Raw genomic sequence first — 16747 nt, forward strand, 5'->3', positions numbered from 1 at the left:
GAAGCGAACGATCAGGAGGTGTGCGATGCCCGCTCCGGACCGGAACAGCCTCGAACAGCACCTGTCCGACACGGAGTACCCCTGCGGCCGCGACGAGCTCCTGCGCCGCGCGGCGGCCGCCGGCGGCGGCGACTCGGTGCTGGGCTCCCTGGGCGGCCTGCCCGGCGGCGACCGGTACGAGAACTTCGACGCGGTCTGGACGGCGGTGTCGGCCAAGCACATCGGCGGAGCGCCCTGAGTCCCCCGAAATTGTCGGTGCCGGTGGTTAGGGTGGCGCCATGACCACATTGACCGACCGTCCGCGCACCGCACTGCTCGTCATCGACGTGCAGAACGGGGTGATGGAGACGGCCCACGACCGTTCGAACGTCCTCGCCAACCTCGTCGCCCTGGTGGACCGCGCCCGCGCCGCGGGCACCGAAGTGGTGTGGGTCCAGCACACGAGCGACGAGCTGCCGCGCGGCAGCGCGACCTGGGAGTACGTGCCGGAGCTGGTGCGCCGCGAGGAGGAACCGCTGGTGCACAAGCTGTACGGGGATTCGTTCGAGGACACCGACCTCGAGGAGGTGCTGTCGGCCCGCGGCATCGGCGGGCTGGTGGTGGCGGGAGCACAGACGGACGCGTGCATCCGCTCGACGCTGCACGGCGCGCTGGCGCGGGGGTACGACGTGACGCTGGTGGAGGACGCGCACACGACGGAGGACCTGTCGGCGTACGGGGCACCGCCGCCGGGGCAGGTCATCGCGCACACGAACATGTACTGGAAGTACCAGACGGCGCCGGGACGAACGGCAGGGACGGTGGCGACGGCCGACGTGGAGTTCGGGGTTAAGGCGACGGCTTGAGAGTTGGGGCTTGGGCGCGGGTCTCGCTGGAGCTCGCTGGGCGGCCCGGCCTGGGGCGATTCCGCTCGCCCCGGGCCGGGCCAGGATGGCTCGGCGGTCCGGCCCGCCGGGTCGGAGCCTTGGCCGGGCGGTCGAGCCACCGCGGGCAACCCTGCATCGCCAGCGGGCCGCGTGGGTGCGGTCCGCAAGCACGGGCCGCGTGGGTGCGGTCCGCAAGCACGGGCCGCGTGGGTGCGGTCCGCAAGCACGGGCCGAGCCGCGGCGGCATCGGCTTCGACCGTGCTCGAGGCGGCAGAACTTCCCCGGCGCCGCCTACTCGCGGTCGAAGCCGTACGCGCGCTCCACTCGCGCCACCTCGATGTGGTAGTTCGCGTACCACTGCTCGCGGCCTCGGCGCTGGGCCTCGCGGTGCTCCGGGTGCTGCTTCCAGGCCGTGATCGACTCGGCGTCGCGGTAGTACAGGACCGTCAGGTCGCGGCCGTCGGCGTCCGTTCGGGACTCGCGGCCCAGGTAGCCCGGCTGGGCCCGGCCGAGCTCGGCCATGCGGGCGTCCATCGCCGGGTAGCCGTCGAGGTCGGCCGCGGCGAGTTCGCTGGTGATGATCACCGCGTAGTACGGGGGTTCGGGTCTGGTGAACGACACCGCCGGAGCCTAGGTCGCCCGTCCCGGGCCCCCAACCGGTTTTCTCACCGGCCGCGCAGGTGGTCGCGCAGGGCGCGGGCCACCCGGGCCGCCAGGACCTCCGCCTCCGGCTGGACCGCCGCCGGGACGCGGGACTCCGTCAGGGCCACCACCGCGAACACGCCGCCGTCGGCGTGCTCGACCACGCCCGCCTCGTGGCGCAGGTTCAGCAACGTCCCCGTCTTCGAGGACCAGCGGGCGGCGTCGGACGCGAAGTCGGGCGCCAACCGGTGGCGGATCACGTTGTGGGCCATCAGTTCCCGCACCCCCGCGGCCACCGACGGGTCGATCTCCGACGGCGTCCACAGGGCCTGCAGCAGGTCCGCGAGCGCCCGCGCGGAGGCCGAGTTCGCGCGCGTGACGTCGAGCTGCGGGAGCCGGTGCCCGTGGCCGGCCGTCGCCGCGCCGATGGCGAGGGAGTGGGCCAGGTCGGCTTCACCCGCGTCGAAGCGCTCGGCCGGGGTTTCGACGAGGTCCTGCATCAGGTGCCGCACGGCGATCCCGCCGAGGCCCCACTCGCCGAGCATCCGCGCGACCTCGGCCGGCGGCGTCAGGCCGAACAGCACGTCGGCGGCCGTCCCGTCGCTCAGGGACGTGCTCAGGTAGAGCAGATCCTCGACGGCGACGCGCGCCGGATGCCGGAACCGGGTCAGCCCGATCGGGCCGGGGGTGGTGACGCCACCGGGCGCAACCTCGAGCTGGGCCGCCCGGTCGAGTTCACCGCGCCGGATCCGCTCCAGCGTGGCGGCGGCCAGCGGGACCTTGACCAGGGAAGCGATCGGGTATTCACGGTCGGGGTCGATCCCGAGTTCGGCGCCGGACCGCAGATCCCGGACCAGGAAGGCGCCACGCAGCCCCCCGTCGGCCAGCTCGGCGCGCAGGTCGCGCACGAGAGCCGAGGCGCTCATCGGGCCGGCCCCAGACAGCGGCCGACCGCGTCGCGCAAGGTCGTCCGCAGGCGGTCCGTGTCCTCGCCCGATGCCGCCGCCACCGCGAATCCCCGGGCCAGCTCCACTTCCCCGATCCCGCTCCACCGCAGCCCCAGCTCCCCGGCCTGCGCCGCCGAGCACAGCAGCAAGTCCGCCGTGGCGAACACCTCGGCCGCCGCCGTCGTCAGGGACGCTGCCACCTGGACCTGGGCCGGGGGCAGGCCCACCGCGTCCCGGACCCGCAGCACCCGGTCGCGGACGTGCGGGACGTCGTCCTCCGGCTGGATCCACACCCGGCGCCGCCCGCCCGCCGACCTGCCCGTCCGCAACGTCTCCAGGAACACCGCCCGGCCCGGCGGCGGCGCCACGCCGGCCAGCCCCAGCGGTACCGACCACACGCCCTCCTCCGCCGGGACCGCGGTGAGCGCCGCCCGCACTTCGCTCGTGCGGACCAGCTCCGCCCGCTCCCCCGGCCCCGCCGTGCGGAACTCCAGGTGGATCTCCAGCGCCCGGGCCTCCGCCGCCAGTTCGGCGAGCTCCCGCACCCCGCACGTCGACGGCACCGCCACCCGGATCGGGCGCAGCCGGGCGCGTTTCGCGTCGTGCTCCAGCTCCTCGGCCAGCTGGACCAGGCGGCGGGCCGAAGGCAGCACCTCGCGGCCGAACGGGGTCAGGCGGGCCCGGCGGGTCGACCGGTCGAACAGCCGCTCGCCGAAGTGGCGCTCGAGGGCCGCGATCCGGCGGCTCGCCACCGGCTGCGGGATGTGCGCGAGCGCCGCGCCCGCGGTGAAACTCCCCGTCTCGCTCACGCTCACGAACGCCCTGCAGCCACCGACCAGGTCCACGACCGCACTCTATGCCGGTTTCGCATCGAACCGCACGTTTCCGTCTTGGACAGCATGACGGCGGCCGGTGAAACTGCGGAAGATCAAAAAGGAAGGAAGACCCCGTGCCGTTCCCCCACGCCCGGTGGGCCGCGCTCGCCGCGCTGGTCCTCGTGCCGCTCACCGCCTGCACCACCGAACCGCCGGCCCCGGCAACACCGCCGACATCAGCGACACCGGCGACGACAGCGCCGGCCGCGCCGGACTTCGGCCCGCTCGAACACGACTTCGACGCCCGCCTCGGCGTGTACGCCGTCGACACCGGGTCCGGCCGCGAAATCGCCCACCGCGCCGACGAACGCTTCGGCTACGCCTCGACGCACAAGGCGTTCTCCGCCGCCGCCGTTCTCCAGCGCACCAGCCTCGACGGGCTCGCGAAGCACCTCACCTACACCCGGGCCGACCTGCAGCCGAACTCCCCCGTCACCGAAAAGCACGTCGCCACCGGGCTTCCGCTGCGCGACGCGATCGACGCCGCCCTGCGCTACAGCGACAACACCGCCGCGAACCTGCTGTTCCGGGAGCTCGGCGGGCCGCCGGGCCTCGCCGCCGCGCTGCGCGCGATCGGCGACACGACCACGCACGTCGACCGGATCGAACCCGGCCTCAACGATCTCGCCCCCGGTGACATCCGCGACACGAGCACGCCGCGCGCCATGGCCGGCAGCCTGCGGGCCTTCACCCTCGGCACCGCGCTGCCGCCGGACAAGCGAACCGTGCTCACGGACATGATGCGCGCCAACACCACCGGCGCCGCGCTGATCCGGGCCGGTGCGCCGGCGGGCTGGGCCGTCGCCGACAAGACCGGCACCGGCAGCTACGCCACGCGCAACGACATCGCCGTCGTCTGGCCACCGGGCCGGGCGCCGATCGTGCTCGTGGTCCTGTCCAGCCGCCAGGCCGAGAACGCCGGCCACGACGACCGGCTCATCGCCCAGGCGGCGAAGCTGGTCCTCGACAGCTTCCGGAAGAACTAACCGAACAACCGCAGGGCCGACGCGGAGACGTCGTCGAGCCACGTGGCCCGCTCGGCCGCGTCGGTGTCGGCCACCACCCGCAGCACGAGCCGGGTCACGTCCGGCTCGCCGAGGTAGGGCGCGAGGCACCGCCGCCAGATCGCGTCCAGGGGGTCGCCGAACAGGGTGCGCTCGCGCTCCTCGGTGGTGTCCGAGGTGTTGACCACCAGCAGCCGCCGCAGGGACAGCAGGGACTCCGGGGCGCCTCCCGCGTCGTCGAGGCGGTAGGCCACGCCGGGGACGAGGATCCGGTCGAGCCAGCCGCTCAAGATCGCCGGCGGTTTGCCCCACCAGTTCGGGTGGATCGCGACGAGCCCGGCGGCCTCGCGCAGGTCCGCGCGGTGCCGCCGCACCAGCGGGTCCGGTTCCGCGGCGAGGAACTCCTCGGCCCTGGTCCCGCTGGTGTGGGCCTCTTCCGCGGTCAGGACCGGGTCGAAGCCTTCGGCGTACAGGTCGTGGAACCGCACCGGCACCCCGGCCCGCTCCAGCGCGTCGACCACCCGCGAGGCGAGCGCGTGGTTGAAGCTGCCGGGCCGCGGGTGGGCGAGCAGCACCACCACCGGGGCGGTCATCCCGTCATCGCCACCAGGATGCGGCGCTTGCCGGTGAACGGCTCGCGGCCGTGGGCCATCAGCATGTTGTTGATCACCATGATGTCGCCAGTCTGCCACGGGAACGCGTAGCTGACCTCGTCGTAGACCGCCCGGATCTGCTCCAGATCGGCGACCGGGATCGGGCTGCCGTCGGCGAAGTAGGCGTTGCGGGGCAGGTCTTCCTCCGGGTACAGCTCCAGCAGCGCTTCACTGACCTCTTCGCCGAGGCTCCGGATGTGGAAGAGGTTGGCCTGGTTGAACCACACGGTGTCGCCGGTGTGCGGCTCGTCCGCGAAGGACGGCCGGACGTGCCGCGTGCGCAGCCCTTCTTCGGTCCATTCGAAGGTCTGGCCGTGGCGCGCGCAGTAGTCCTCGACGACCGCGCGGTCCTCGGTCTGGAACGCCTCCTGCCAGGTCAGCCCGAGCCCTTCGCGGAACGCGCGGGTGTAGGTGACGCCGCCCGCGAACCGCTCGCGCAGGTCTTCGGGCAGCAGCCGGACCATCGCGCGGCTGTCCGCGACCGGCGTCGCGCCGCCGGTTTCCGCCGCGGTGTCGCACAGGAAGAACAGCCGTGCCGGCCAGCTCGCCGAGTAGGAGTTCTCGTTGTGCATCGGGATCGACTCGGCCGGCGGGTACTCCGTCGAGGTGTAGATGTTGCCCGCCACCGCCGAGCGCGGCGTCGACCGCTCGGTGTAGGTGAGCAGCGCACCACCGATCGTCTCGGTCACCCGGTTGAACAGGTCGAGGTCGGCGGGCAGACCGCGCAGCAGGACGGCGCCGTGGTCACGCAGGTGGGCCTGCAACTGCGGCAGGTGCGCCTCCACCGCGGCGAAGTCCGCGGCCGGGAAAACGGCGATCTTCGTGTGCTCGTTGCCCTGCAGCTCCAGGGCCGCGGCGAGATCGGCGGTCATGACTCCTCCAGTTCGAATCGGATCAGCTTGGTGGCCTCGGCGTGCAGCGCGGCCAGGTCGTCGGCGTCGGCGAACCCCGCGACGAGGACGTTGACGGCATAGATCTCGTGGTCGTCGGTGAGCACCTGGCCGGGCGAAACGATCGTGACGACGTCGAGCACCTCGGGCAGGTCCGCGACGTCGCCGGTGCCTTCGACGCGCACCAGCCGCCCGGCGCCCTCGGCGTAGACGACCAGGTACCCGACCGGCACCGGCAGCCCGGTGCCCCGCGCGGGCGGCGGTGTGCCGAGGGCGATCGAGACGGCTTCGGCGGTGACGTCGATGCCGGTGGCGAGCTTCAGCAGCGCGGGCTGCGCGCCCCCGGCCGGGCGGCCGGCGTTGACCTCGACGACCACCGGCCCGAGTGCGGCGTCGTCGATCACCTCGACGTGCGCGACCGTGTTGTCCAGCCCGAGGGCGAGCACCGCGTCGGCCGCGGCCGACCGGATCGCTGCCGCGCGGTCCCCGGACAGCCCGAACGGCGGGCACACCATGCCGAGTTCGAACTTCCGCTCGTCGACCAGCGGTTTGCCGACCACCGTGACGGTCTCCGCCACCCCGGCGCGGACCAGCACGTCGACCGCGTACTCCGGGCCGTCGAGCAGGCCCTCGACGAGGAACACCCGCCGCGGGTCGAGGCCGCCGGCCAGCGGGTGGTGATAGCGCGCGTCCGGGTGATGCGGCAACCGGGACGCCAGGAGGTGGTACGCGGCCACCAGTTCATCCACAGTGGACACCGTGCGGACGAGGGTGCTCGCCGCGCCGTTGACCGGCTTGACGATCGCCGGAAGTCCGACCCGCGCGGCGATCTCCCCGGCCTGGGCCGGGTCGGCGAACAACGCGGCGCGCGGCCCCGGCAGGCCCGCCTCCGCCAGCTTCTCCCGGACGGCGAACTTGTTGTGCGCCAGGGTGAGCACCGACGCCGGGCAGCGCGCCACCCCGAGCAGTTCGGCCACCTGGGTGGTGGTCGCGATGATCCCTTCCGCGGCGGTCAGCACCGCGTCGGGCTTCCGGGGGCGCACCGCCTCGGTGACGGTGAGGACGTCCCGGACGTCTTCGACGACGACGAACCCGTCCACGAACGGGTCCAACGCGGCCCGCTCGGCGTCGTCCAGGGGCTCGGTGACGAGCTCGGCCCGCCACCCGGCCGCCCGGACCGCGGCCGCGTAGTCCCCGATCCAATGCCCGTGGGTCTCGCGGACGATGAACGCGGTCTTCACCCGACCTCCAGCCGGATCAGCTTGCTCGCTTCGGCGTGCAGGGCGGCCAGGTCGTCGTGGCCTGCGAACCCGGCGACGACGAGGTTCACCGCGTACGTCTCCTGCTCGTCGGTGAGCACCTGGCCGGGCGAGACGGTCGTGACGACGTCGACGACCTCCGGCAGCGCGGCGACCTCGTCGAGGCCGCCGATGCTCCGGAGGGTCCCGGAGCCGGCCGCGTAGAGGATCAGCATCGCCAGCGGGATCGGCAGTTTCGCCGGCTCCCGCGCGGGCGGCGGCGCGCCCAGGGCGAGCGCGGTCAGCTCGGCGAACACGTCGATGCCGGTGCGCAGCCTGGCCAGCAGCGGCATGATCGAGCCCGCCGGGCGGCCCGCGTTGACCTCGACGATCGTCGGACCGCGCCGCACGTCGTCGATCACCTCGACGTGCGCGACGGTGTTGTCCAGCCCGAGCGCGAGCACCGCGGCGGACGCCGCCGACGTGACCAGCGCCGCCCGCTCCGGCGAGAGGTCCGCCGGCGGGCAGGACAGCACCAGTTCGAACTTGCGCTCGTCGATCAGCGGCTTGTCGAGGATCTCGACCGGTTCGGCCACGCCGTCGCGGACCAGCACGTCCACCGCGTACTCGGGCCCGTCGAGGAACCCTTCGACCAGGAACGTCCCGGCCGGGTCGAGTGTCCCCAGTGGACGGTGGTAGCGCGGGTCCGCGGACTCGGGCAGCCGCGCGGCCAGCAGTTCGTACGCCGCGGCCAGTTCCGCCACTGTGGACACTGCGCGGACAAGGTTGCTCCCGGCGCCGTTGACCGGCTTGACGATCGCCGGCAGGCCGACCCGCGCGGCCACGTCCGGGGCTTGCGCCGCCGAGGAAATCAGCGCGAACGGAGTGCCGCCCAGCACCTCCCGGACCGCGAACTTGTTCGCGCACCGGGCGAACACCGACGCCGGGCAGCGCGCGACCCCGAGCAGCTCGGCGACCCGGGCGGTGCTCGCGATGGCCCCGTCCGAGCCGGTCAGCACCGCGGCCGGTGTCCCGTACGCCGAACGAATCGTCGCAGCGACCGCCGAAGCGTCGTAGACGTCGTCGACCGCCACCACCTCGTCCACCAGCGCGGCGAGCGATGCGCGTTCGGCCGCGTCCACCGGCGGGGCCAGGAGCACTGCCCGGTGGCCGGCCGCGTGCACCGCGGCGGCGACCTCGCCGACCCAGTGCCCGCGGGCTTCCCTGATCAGGACCACGGTGCTCACGCGGCCTCCTTCCCGGCGAGCTTGCGCTCCCGCTCCTGCGCGCCGACGAGGTCGTCCGGCAGCGAATCGGGCACCTCGGTGTCGAACCGGCGCAGCAGCCGGATGCTGAACCCGCCTGCGTTGACGAGCAGGAGAACCAGCGCGTAGACGACGTAGGCGAGCCCGACGCCCCGGCCTTCTCCGGTGCCCAGGACCGCGCCGACCGATCCGGTCAGCGCGCCGCCGGGGGCGAGCAGCGGCGAGAACCAGCTCACGGCCAGCGGCGCCAGCACGGCGAACCCGATCGGCAGCGTGGACCAGGTGATCGTCTGGTTGATCGCGAACACCCGGCCGTGGTAGCGCTGCGGCACCTTGACCTGCACCAAGGTCGCGTAGATGCCCTGGGACACAGCCATCGCGGCGGCCAGCAGGAACACCCCGGCCGCGACGACGACCAGGGACGGGCGCAGGCCCATCACCAGGCTGCCGAGCGCGATGCCGACGTTGCCGGCCAGGACGCCGACCATCCGCCGCCGTCGCGGGCCGCCCCACAGGGCCATGCCGATGCCGCCGGCGACCGCGCCGATGGCTTCGGCGAGGGCGACCTGGGCGACGTCGGTGACCGTGCCGAAGGACAGCACCAGCGGCGAGACGAGCACCAGCGCGGGCGCCAGGAAGACGTTGGCCAGCGCGAAGTACAGCAGCATGGTGCGGAAGCCGCGGTGGTTCCACGAGTACTTCAGGCCGCCCGCGATCGCCGTCAGCAGCGGTTCGCGCGGGCGCCAGCCGAGCAGGTCGGGGAACCGGACGAACAGCAGGCTGACGACGGCGAAGGCGTAGCTCGCCATGTCGAGGACCAGGATCCCGGACAGCTGGATCGCGGCGAGCAGCCCGGCCGCGATCACCGGCATCAGCAGCTGCGCGAAACCGTTGGACAGCTGGGCCAGGCCCATCGCGTGGCCGAGGTACTGCTTGGGCACGAGCTGCGCCACCGACGACTGGTAGGCGATCCGCTGGATCGACCCGGCGACCGACCCGAGCGGGATCAGCACGTAGAGGAACCACAGCTGCAGGTGCCCCACCGTCAGCAGCAGGGCGAGCGCGAGCTGGATGACGCCGGCGATCGCGCTGGCCGCGATCATGATGCGGCGGCGGTCGCCGCGGTCGACCAGCGCGCCCGCCACCGGCAGGACCAGCACCCCGCACAGCAGCGCCAGGGCCCAGAGCAGGCCGAGGTCGGTGACCGAGCCCGTCTTCGTGTACAGCCAGATCGGCACCGCGAACGACGTCAGCGCGGAGCCGGTCGAGGAGACCAGCTGCCCGGCGGTGACGGTGACGAACCGGGCCATGCTCGGCTTCACCGCGGGCCTGTCGTCCACAGTGGATCGGTGGGTGTCGTGGACGGCCCAGCCCGCGTCGTCGCCCCGGGCCGAAACGTGCAGGTCACCGGGCTCGTCGAGCGCCGGGTGGACCCGGGTGAGGATCTCGGCGAGTTCTTCCGCGCGGTAGCGGAGGAAGAAGTGCCCGGCCTGGTCCAGGACGACCAGTCCGGTGTGGTCGGTGAGGAACTCCCATTCGCGGTAGCGCTCGGCGTAGTAGTCGGTGACCGGGTCCTCCGAGCCGACGACCGAGACGATCGGCGCGCGCAGCTTGGCCACCCGCGCGTCGAGCAGGCCGCTGAAGTACTCCTCGGCGGCGCGGCTGTCCGCGCGCATGTTGCTGATGATCCGGTCGGCCTGGGCCGGGTCGAGGTCGTCGGTGTCGACGCCCATGCCCTTGAGCCAGTTCGCGTAGTACCGGTTGCTGCGCAGCTGCTCCAGCTTCGTGCGCAGGGTACCGACCGCGCCCTTGATCCGCGCGAACGGGAAGATCGCGCCGATGTGGACGACCTCCAGGGCACGGCCGCGCTCTTCGAGGCGCCGGGCGACGCCGACGGCGAGCGCGTTGCCGACCCCGCAGTGGCCGTAGATGGCCAGGGGGCCGTCGATGCGCTCGAGGACCTCGTCGGCCAGCCGCTCGACGAGTTCGTCGAACGGCACGGCTTCCTCGGAGAGCCCGACGTCGTGGCCGGGGATCGCCACCGAGAACAGCGAATACCCGCCGGGCAGCGCGTCCGCGAGGGGCTGGTAGACGATCGCGCTGCCGCCGCCGTACGGGAAGCAGACGTAGGTGAGCGTCGGCTTCGCGACCGGTTTGGTCAGCTCGTACAGCAGGTGCCCCGAGTCGTCGCGGTCGCCGTCCAGGAACACCGCCAGCTCGCGGATCGTGCGGTGCTGGAACAGGTCCATCACACCGGCCTGGTGCCCGGCCTTCGCGATCCGCGCGACGACCTGGGTGGCGAGCATCGAATGGCCGCCGAGGTCGAAGAAGTCGTCGCCGACGCCGAGTTCGCCGACCTTGAGCACGTCCCGCCAGATCTCGGCGAGCAGCACCTCCAGGGGCGTCGAGGGCTCGACCAGCGCCGTGCTCGCGTCGCGGGCCGCGACCGGGGCGGGCAGGGCCTTGCGGTCGAGCTTCCCGTTCGGGGTCAGTGGCAGCGCATCGAGGGTGACGAACGACGGCGGGACCATGTAGTCCGGCAGCGTTTCCTTCAACGCCGTCCGCAGGACGCCCGGGTCGGCGTCGCCGACGACGTAGCCGACCAGGCGCTTGTCCCCCGGCGTGTCCTCGCGGACGAGCACGACGGCGTCGGTCACGCCGGGCTGCTCCCGCAGGCGGGCCTCGATCTCGCCGAGCTCGATGCGCAGGCCGCGCAGCTTGACCTGGTGGTCGAGGCGGCCGAGGAAGGCGACCGTGCCGTCGGCCCGCCAGTGCGCGAGGTCGCCGGTGCGGTACATCCGGCCGCCGTGGAACGGGTCCGGGACGAACCGCTCGGCCGTCAGGTCCGGCCGGTTGTGGTAGCCCGGCGCCAGGCCGACGCCCGCGATGTGCAGCTCACCGGGCACGCCGACCGGGCACGGATTGCCGCGCCGGTCCAGGACGTAGATCCGCAGGTTGCGGATCGGCGCCCCGATCGGGACCGCCGCGGCGGTTTCGAGAGCCTCGGGTGTGCAGTGCCAGGCGGTGACGTCGATCGCGGCTTCGGTCGGGCCGTAGAGGTTGTGCAGTGCGCAGTGCGGCAGCCGCCGGACGAACTCGCGGGCGGTGTCCAGGGGCAGTTCCTCACCACTGCACACCACGCGCCGCAGCGCCGGGACCACCTCGCTGCCCGGTTCGGCGAGGAACAGGGTCAGCATCGACGGCACGAAGTGCGCGGTCGTGATCCCTTCCCTCACGAGCAGCTCGCGCAGGTAGGCGGCGTCCTTGTGCCCGCCGGGTTCGGCCAGCACCAGCCGGGCGCCGGTCAGCAGCGGCCAGAAGAACTCCCACACCGAGACGTCGAAGCTCGCCGGGGTCTTCTGGAGCACCGCGTCCGAGCCGTCGAGGCCGTATTCGCGCTGCATCCAGTCCAGGCGGTTGACGATGCCGCGGTGGCCGTTCGGGACGCCCTTCGGCCGCCCGGTCGAGCCGGAGGTGTAGATGACGTACGCGGGATCGTCCGCGCCCGCCAGGGGTGCCACGGGTGTCGTCGGTCCCGTCAGGTCGTCGAGGACGACCACCGCCGCGTCGCTCACCGGCAGCGTGTCACGCAGGGCGGCCTGGGTCAGCACGACCGGTGCGGCCGCGTCTTCGAGCATGAAGGCGAGCCGGTCGGCCGGGTACTCGGGGTCGAGCGGCACGTACGCGCCCCCGGCCTTGAGCACGCCGAACAGCGCGATCACCAGCTCGAACGACCGCTGCGCGAAGACGCCCACCAGGGTGCCCGGCCCGACCCGGAGTTCCCGGAGGCGGTGGGCGAGCCGGTTGGCGCGGTCGTCGAGCTCCCGGTAGGTCAGCGACTCGCCGCGGAAGGTCAGGGCGGGCGCGTCCGGTGTCCGGGCGACCTGGGCCTCGACCAGCGAGTGCAGCGTGCCGGGCGGGACCTCCCCCGCGGTGTCGTTCCACCGGTTCACGACCAGGTCGCGCTGGTCACCCAGGATGTCCAGGTCGGACAGGGGCCGCGTCGCGTCGGCGACGATCGACCGCAGCAGGGTGACCAGGCGCCCGGCCATGCCGGCGACGGTCTCCGCGCCGAACAGCGCGGTGTTGTGCACGAACTTGCCGATGATCCCGGACTCGATCTCGATCGCGTGGAACTCGAAGTCGAACCGGGTCGAGGGCAGGTCCATCGGCAGCCAGCGGAAGTCCACTTCGGACGTCCCGGCTGTGCTCATCCGGCCCATCTCGTAGTTCTGCAGCGCGAACATCGCCTGGAACACCGGTGAGCGGCTCACGTCCCGCGGCACGCCCAGGGTGTTGACCAGGCGTTCGAACGGGACGTCGGCGTGCTCGAAGGCGTCGAGCACGTGCCGCCGGGTGCGGTCCAGGAGTTCGGCGAAGGTCGGGTCGCCCTCGAGCTGGGCACGCAGCGGCAGCATGTTGACGAACATGCCGACGACGCCTTCGAGCTCGGGCAGCCCACGCCCGGCCGACGACGAGCCGACGGCGAAGTCCTCCTGGCCCGAATACCGGGCCAGGAGCACCTGGTAGGCGGCCAGCAGCGTCATGAACAGCGTGACGCCGTGTTCGCGGCTCAAGGCCCCCAGGGCGCGGGCCAGGTCCTGCTCGACGAAGAACTCGTGGATCGCGCCGTCGAACGTCTGGGTCGCCGGCCGCGGGTGGTCCGCCGGCAGCTCCAGGGGTTCGACGCCGTCGAGCGCGGCCCGCCAGTGGTCGAGCTGCCGGTCCAGTTCGGCGCCGGTCAGCGTCCGGCGCTGCCAGTGCGCGAAGTCGCCGTAGCCGACGGACAACGCGGGCAGCGCGGCCGCGGTGCCGTGGTAGTGCGCCGCGAGGTCGCGCAGGAGCAGGTCGACCGACCAGCCGTCGCCGGCGATGTGGTGCGTGCACACGGCGAGGAGGTGCTCGTCGTCGGAGATCCGGGCCAGGGTGGCGCGCAGCAGCGGCCCGGTGGCCAGGTCGAACGGCTCGGCCGCGGCGGCGTCCACCGCCGCCCGGGCCGCGTCCTCGCCGCCTGCGTCCACAAGGGACAGCGGCACGGTGACGGCCGGTTCGATGTGGACGGAGGGCTGCCCGTCCTCCCCGGCCGGGAACCGCATCCGCAGGGCCTCGTGCCGCGCCGGCAGGGCGTCGAGCGCGGCCTGCAGCACGGCGGTGTCGAGCCGGCCGGTGAGCCGGATCGGCACCGGGATGGTGTAGGACGTCGTGCCGGGAGCGAACTGCTCCATGAACCAGACGCGTTCCTGCTGGTAGGACAGCGGGACGGGGTCGCCGTCCGGGCGCGGGGTGATGGTCGCGGCCGGTGCCGCGCGCCGCCGCAGCCGTTGTTCCAGCAACGCGCGGCGGGCAGCCGCGCTGCTCGTTTCGTCGATCGTCGTCACGCCGGCCCGCCTTCGGCCAGCTGGGCCCGGACCTCTTCGTCGCTGAGCTGGTCCAGGTCCGCGGCCAGCCGCCGCTCGACCTCGGCGGCGAGCTCGGCCACCGTGGTGAACGAGAACAGCCCGCGCACCGGCAGGTCGACGCCGACCTGCTTGCGGATGCGGACCATCGCCCGGATCGCCAGCAGCGAGTTGCCGCCGTGGGCGAAGAAGTCGTCGTGCACGCCCAGCTTCTCCACGCCCAGGAGCTCGCCGAGGACCTCGGCGACCAGCTCTTCGGCCGCGGTGCCCGGGGCCACGTACTCCGTGCCGCCGCCGAGCTGCGGGTCCGGGAGGGCGGCCCGGTCGAGCTTGCCGCTCGCCGCGACCGGCAGCGCGTCCAGGGTGACGAACACCGTGGGCACCAGGTGCTCGGGCAGGGTGGCCCGCAGGGCGTCGGCCGCGCCGTCCGCGCTGCCGACGACGTACCCGACGAGGGTTTCTTCGCGGACGGCCACCGCCGCGTCCCGGACGTCCGGCAGCTCCCGCAGGGCGGCTTCCACCTCCCCCGGCTCGATCCGGAACCCGCGCAGCTTGACCTGGTCGTCGGTCCGGCTGAGGTAGTCGAGGGTGCCGTCGCGACGCCAGCGCGCGAGGTCACCGGTGGCGTACACCCGCCCGAAGGGGCTGTCGGGGAACCGTTCGGCGGTGAGCTCGGGCAGCCCGAGGTAGCCCTGCGCGAGCTGCGCCCCGGCGAGGTACAGCTGCCCGGCGACGCCCGGCGGGACCGGCCGCAGCCGCTCGTCGAGGACGTACACCCGGGTGCCGGGCGTGGGGCGGCCGATCGGCACCGGCCCGTCGACCGGGCCGTCCAGCCGGTGGGTGATGCAGCCGACCGTCGCTTCGGTCGGCCCGTACTCGTTGGTGACGGCGATCCCGGAGAACGGCCGCACCAGCTCGCCCATCAGCGCTTCACCGCCGAGCACCAGGTCACCGGCCGGGTACGACTCCTCCGGCAGCACCGTGAGGTGGGTCGGGGTGGCCTTGACGAAGTCCGGCCGTCCGGTGTCCACAATGGACCCACCGGCGGTGAGCGGGCCGAGCAGCGTGGTCACCGTCAGGTCGAACGACGCCGACGTGTGCAGCAGCGCGCGGCCCGCCAGGCTCGGGTAGGCCGCCCGCGCCCAGCCCAGGTAGGTGGCGAGCGCACGGTGCCCGATCCGCACGCCCTTCGGCCGCCCGGTCGAGCCGGAGGTGTAGATGACGTAGGCGAGGTCGTCCGCGCCCGGCCGCGCGGGGTGCTCGCCGGACGACTCCGCCCAGACGGCCGGGTCGTCGAGCGCGAGGGTGTCCGCCTCGAGCGTGACCTCCCCGGCGGTGAGCACGACCCGCGCCCCGGCGTCGGCCAGGACCAGGGCCCGCCGCGGGGCCGGGTCGGCCGGGTCCAGGGGAACGTAGGCCGCGCCGCTCTTGAGCGCGCCGAGGATGCCGACGACGAGGTCGGCCGAGTTCGGCGCGCAGATCCCGACCACGCCACCACCACCGAGGCGGTGCGCGACGCGGTCGGCCCGCGCGTTCAGCTCGGCGTAGGTCAGCCGGACCCCGCCGAGGTCGACGGCGACGGCGTCCGGCGTCGCCCGCACCTGGTCTTCGAAGCGGTCGACGACCAGCGGGGCGTCTTCGGCGGCGGCACCGCTCCACGCTTCCACCTGCCGTCGCTCGGCGTCCGACAGCAGCGGCAGGTCCGCCACCGCGACGGCCGGGTCCTCGACGGCGGCTGTCAGGAGCCGCAGGAAGCGGTCCACCATGGACTCCGCCGTCGCCCGGTCGAACAGGTCGGTGCGGTAGAGCAGGCGGCCGTTCACCGCGGTCAGGTCGATGGCCACGTCGTCCTTGGCCGTCGCGTACCGGACCGGCTCGATGCCGGAGTCGGGGATGAAGTTGAACCCGAGCTGGTAAACCGCCTGCACCGCGGGGTCGCGCTCGGGGCGGACCGCCTCGGCGACCAGCTGGAACGGCACCCGGCCGTGCTCGATCGCGTCCAGCACCGCGGTGCGGACCCGGCCCACCAGGTCGGCGAACGACGGCTCGCCCCCGCAGCCGACGCGGACGGCGAGCTGGTTGACGAACATCCCGATCAGCGGCGCCAGCTCCGGCAGGTCACGCCCGGCGACCGGCACGCCGACCACGACGTCGTCCGAGCCGGACAGCCGGGACAACAGCGCGGTGTAGGCGGCCAGCAGCACCATGAACGGCGACGCCGACAGGGTGCGGCCGACCTCGCCGACCCGGTCGAGCAGGCCGCCGGGCAGGGCGAAGTCGACCTGGTCGCCGCCGAAGCCGAACTCCGCGGGCCGCGGCCGGTCGGTGGGCAGGCTGTGCACCGGCGGCAGCCCGGCGAGGCGTTCGCGCCAGTAGTCCAGCTGCGCGCGCACGGACGGCAGCTCGCCGCGCTGCCACGCCGAGTAGTCCGGGTACTGGATGGCCAGCTCCGGCAGCTTCGGCAGCCGCCCCTCGGCGGCCGCGTTGCACGCCTCGTCGAGCTCCTTCGCCAGCACGACCGCCGAGCCGGCGTCGAACACCGTGTGGTGCACGACGAAGGTGAGCAGCCAGTCGGTGTCGGCGAGCCGGCACAGCTGCGCCCGCCACGGCGGGGCCGTGTCCAGCGGGATGGGACGGCGGGCGATCGCCTCCGAGAGCTCGACCGCGCGGCCTTCCCGGTCCGGGTGGGCACGCAGGTCGTGCACCTCGAAATCGATCGGGACGTCGGCGTGCACCACCTGGCGGAGGTCCGCGCCGTCCATCCGGAACGTGGTCCGCAGGGCTTCGTGGCGCCCGACGACCACGCCGAGCGCGGCCCGCCACTGCCCTTCCGTGAGGGGCAGATCCTGCCGCACCTGGCAGGGCAGGTTGTACACCGGGGACGCCGGGTCGAGCTGGTTCGACAGCCAGATCCGCTCCTGCCCGAACGAGGCCGGGAACGTCCATTCCTTCGTGTCGGTCATGTCTCCTG

General features: G+C 73.4%; 12 protein-coding genes. 3 read left to right on the top strand and 9 right to left on the bottom strand.

The genetic code is table 11. The annotated features are described in order from the left end of the window. Positions 1 to 25: 25 nt before the first annotated feature. Complete coding sequence (locus tag ABZW17_RS04840) at positions 26 to 238, top strand: DUF2795 domain-containing protein (protein WP_354809681.1); 213 nt, start codon at positions 26 to 28, stop codon at positions 236 to 238. A gap of 40 nt (positions 239 to 278) precedes the next feature. Next, entirely contained in the window at positions 279 to 845 is a 567-nt protein-coding gene (locus ABZW17_RS04845) for a cysteine hydrolase family protein (protein WP_354809683.1), read from the top strand. Positions 846 to 1157: 312 nt separating this feature from the next. Here ABZW17_RS04845 and ABZW17_RS04850 read toward each other — a convergent pair whose 3' ends face one another. From ABZW17_RS04850 to ABZW17_RS04860, 3 genes are read right to left on the bottom strand one after another with little or no spacing between them, the layout of a single operon-like run. Continuing rightward, a complete protein-coding gene (locus tag ABZW17_RS04850) occupies positions 1158 to 1487 on the bottom strand; it encodes an antibiotic biosynthesis monooxygenase (RefSeq protein WP_354809685.1) in 330 nt (109 codons plus the stop codon). A 44-nt stretch (positions 1488 to 1531) separates the two neighbouring features. Next, on the bottom strand, positions 1532 to 2434 hold the full coding sequence (locus tag ABZW17_RS04855) for a serine hydrolase (protein ID WP_354809687.1): 903 nt from the start codon (positions 2432 to 2434) through the stop codon (positions 1532 to 1534). Then, positions 2431 to 3300 carry a LysR family transcriptional regulator gene (locus ABZW17_RS04860; RefSeq protein WP_354809689.1) on the bottom strand — a complete coding sequence of 290 codons (870 nt, stop codon included), beginning with the start codon at positions 3298 to 3300 and terminating at the stop codon, positions 2431 to 2433. The genes ABZW17_RS04855 and ABZW17_RS04860 overlap by 4 nt, the downstream gene beginning before the upstream one ends. A 104-nt stretch (positions 3301 to 3404) precedes the next feature. On the opposite strand from ABZW17_RS04860, the gene bla reads away from it, so the two are divergent. Beyond that, positions 3405 to 4316 carry a class A beta-lactamase gene (gene bla / locus ABZW17_RS04865; protein ID WP_354809691.1) on the top strand — a complete coding sequence of 304 codons (912 nt, stop codon included), beginning with the start codon at positions 3405 to 3407 and terminating at the stop codon, positions 4314 to 4316. Here bla and ABZW17_RS04870 read toward each other — a convergent pair. The 6 genes from ABZW17_RS04870 to ABZW17_RS04895 are packed head-to-tail and all read right to left on the bottom strand — an operon-like array spanning position 4313 to position 16739. Continuing rightward, positions 4313 to 4927: an NAD(P)H-dependent oxidoreductase gene (locus ABZW17_RS04870; RefSeq protein ID WP_354809693.1), complete on the bottom strand. Its 615-nt coding sequence runs from the start codon at positions 4925 to 4927 to the stop codon at positions 4313 to 4315. The genes bla and ABZW17_RS04870 overlap by 4 nt on opposite strands. Further along, on the bottom strand, positions 4924 to 5859 hold the full coding sequence (locus ABZW17_RS04875; RefSeq protein WP_354809695.1) for a TauD/TfdA family dioxygenase: 936 nt from the start codon (positions 5857 to 5859) through the stop codon (positions 4924 to 4926). Before ABZW17_RS04875 ends, ABZW17_RS04870 begins: the two co-directional genes overlap by 4 nt. Beyond that, positions 5856 to 7118, bottom strand: a complete 1263-nt coding sequence (locus ABZW17_RS04880) for an ATP-grasp domain-containing protein (RefSeq protein ID WP_354809697.1) — start codon at positions 7116 to 7118, stop codon at positions 5856 to 5858. Before ABZW17_RS04880 ends, ABZW17_RS04875 begins: the two co-directional genes overlap by 4 nt. Continuing rightward, complete coding sequence (locus tag ABZW17_RS04885) at positions 7115 to 8362, bottom strand: ATP-grasp domain-containing protein (protein WP_354809701.1); 1248 nt, start codon at positions 8360 to 8362, stop codon at positions 7115 to 7117. Before ABZW17_RS04885 ends, ABZW17_RS04880 begins: the two co-directional genes overlap by 4 nt. After that, positions 8359 to 13758, bottom strand: a complete 5400-nt coding sequence (locus ABZW17_RS04890) for an amino acid adenylation domain-containing protein (protein ID WP_354809703.1) — start codon at positions 13756 to 13758, stop codon at positions 8359 to 8361. Before ABZW17_RS04890 ends, ABZW17_RS04885 begins: the two co-directional genes overlap by 4 nt. Continuing rightward, positions 13755 to 16739 (bottom strand): amino acid adenylation domain-containing protein, encoded by a 2985-nt coding sequence (locus ABZW17_RS04895; protein ID WP_354809705.1) that lies wholly within the window; start codon positions 16737 to 16739, stop codon positions 13755 to 13757. The genes ABZW17_RS04890 and ABZW17_RS04895 overlap by 4 nt, the downstream gene beginning before the upstream one ends. Positions 16740 to 16747: the final 8 nt, after the last annotated feature.

The organism is Amycolatopsis sp. NPDC004625 (assembly GCF_040609695.1).
Lineage (GTDB): Bacteria > Actinomycetota > Actinomycetes > Mycobacteriales > Pseudonocardiaceae > Amycolatopsis.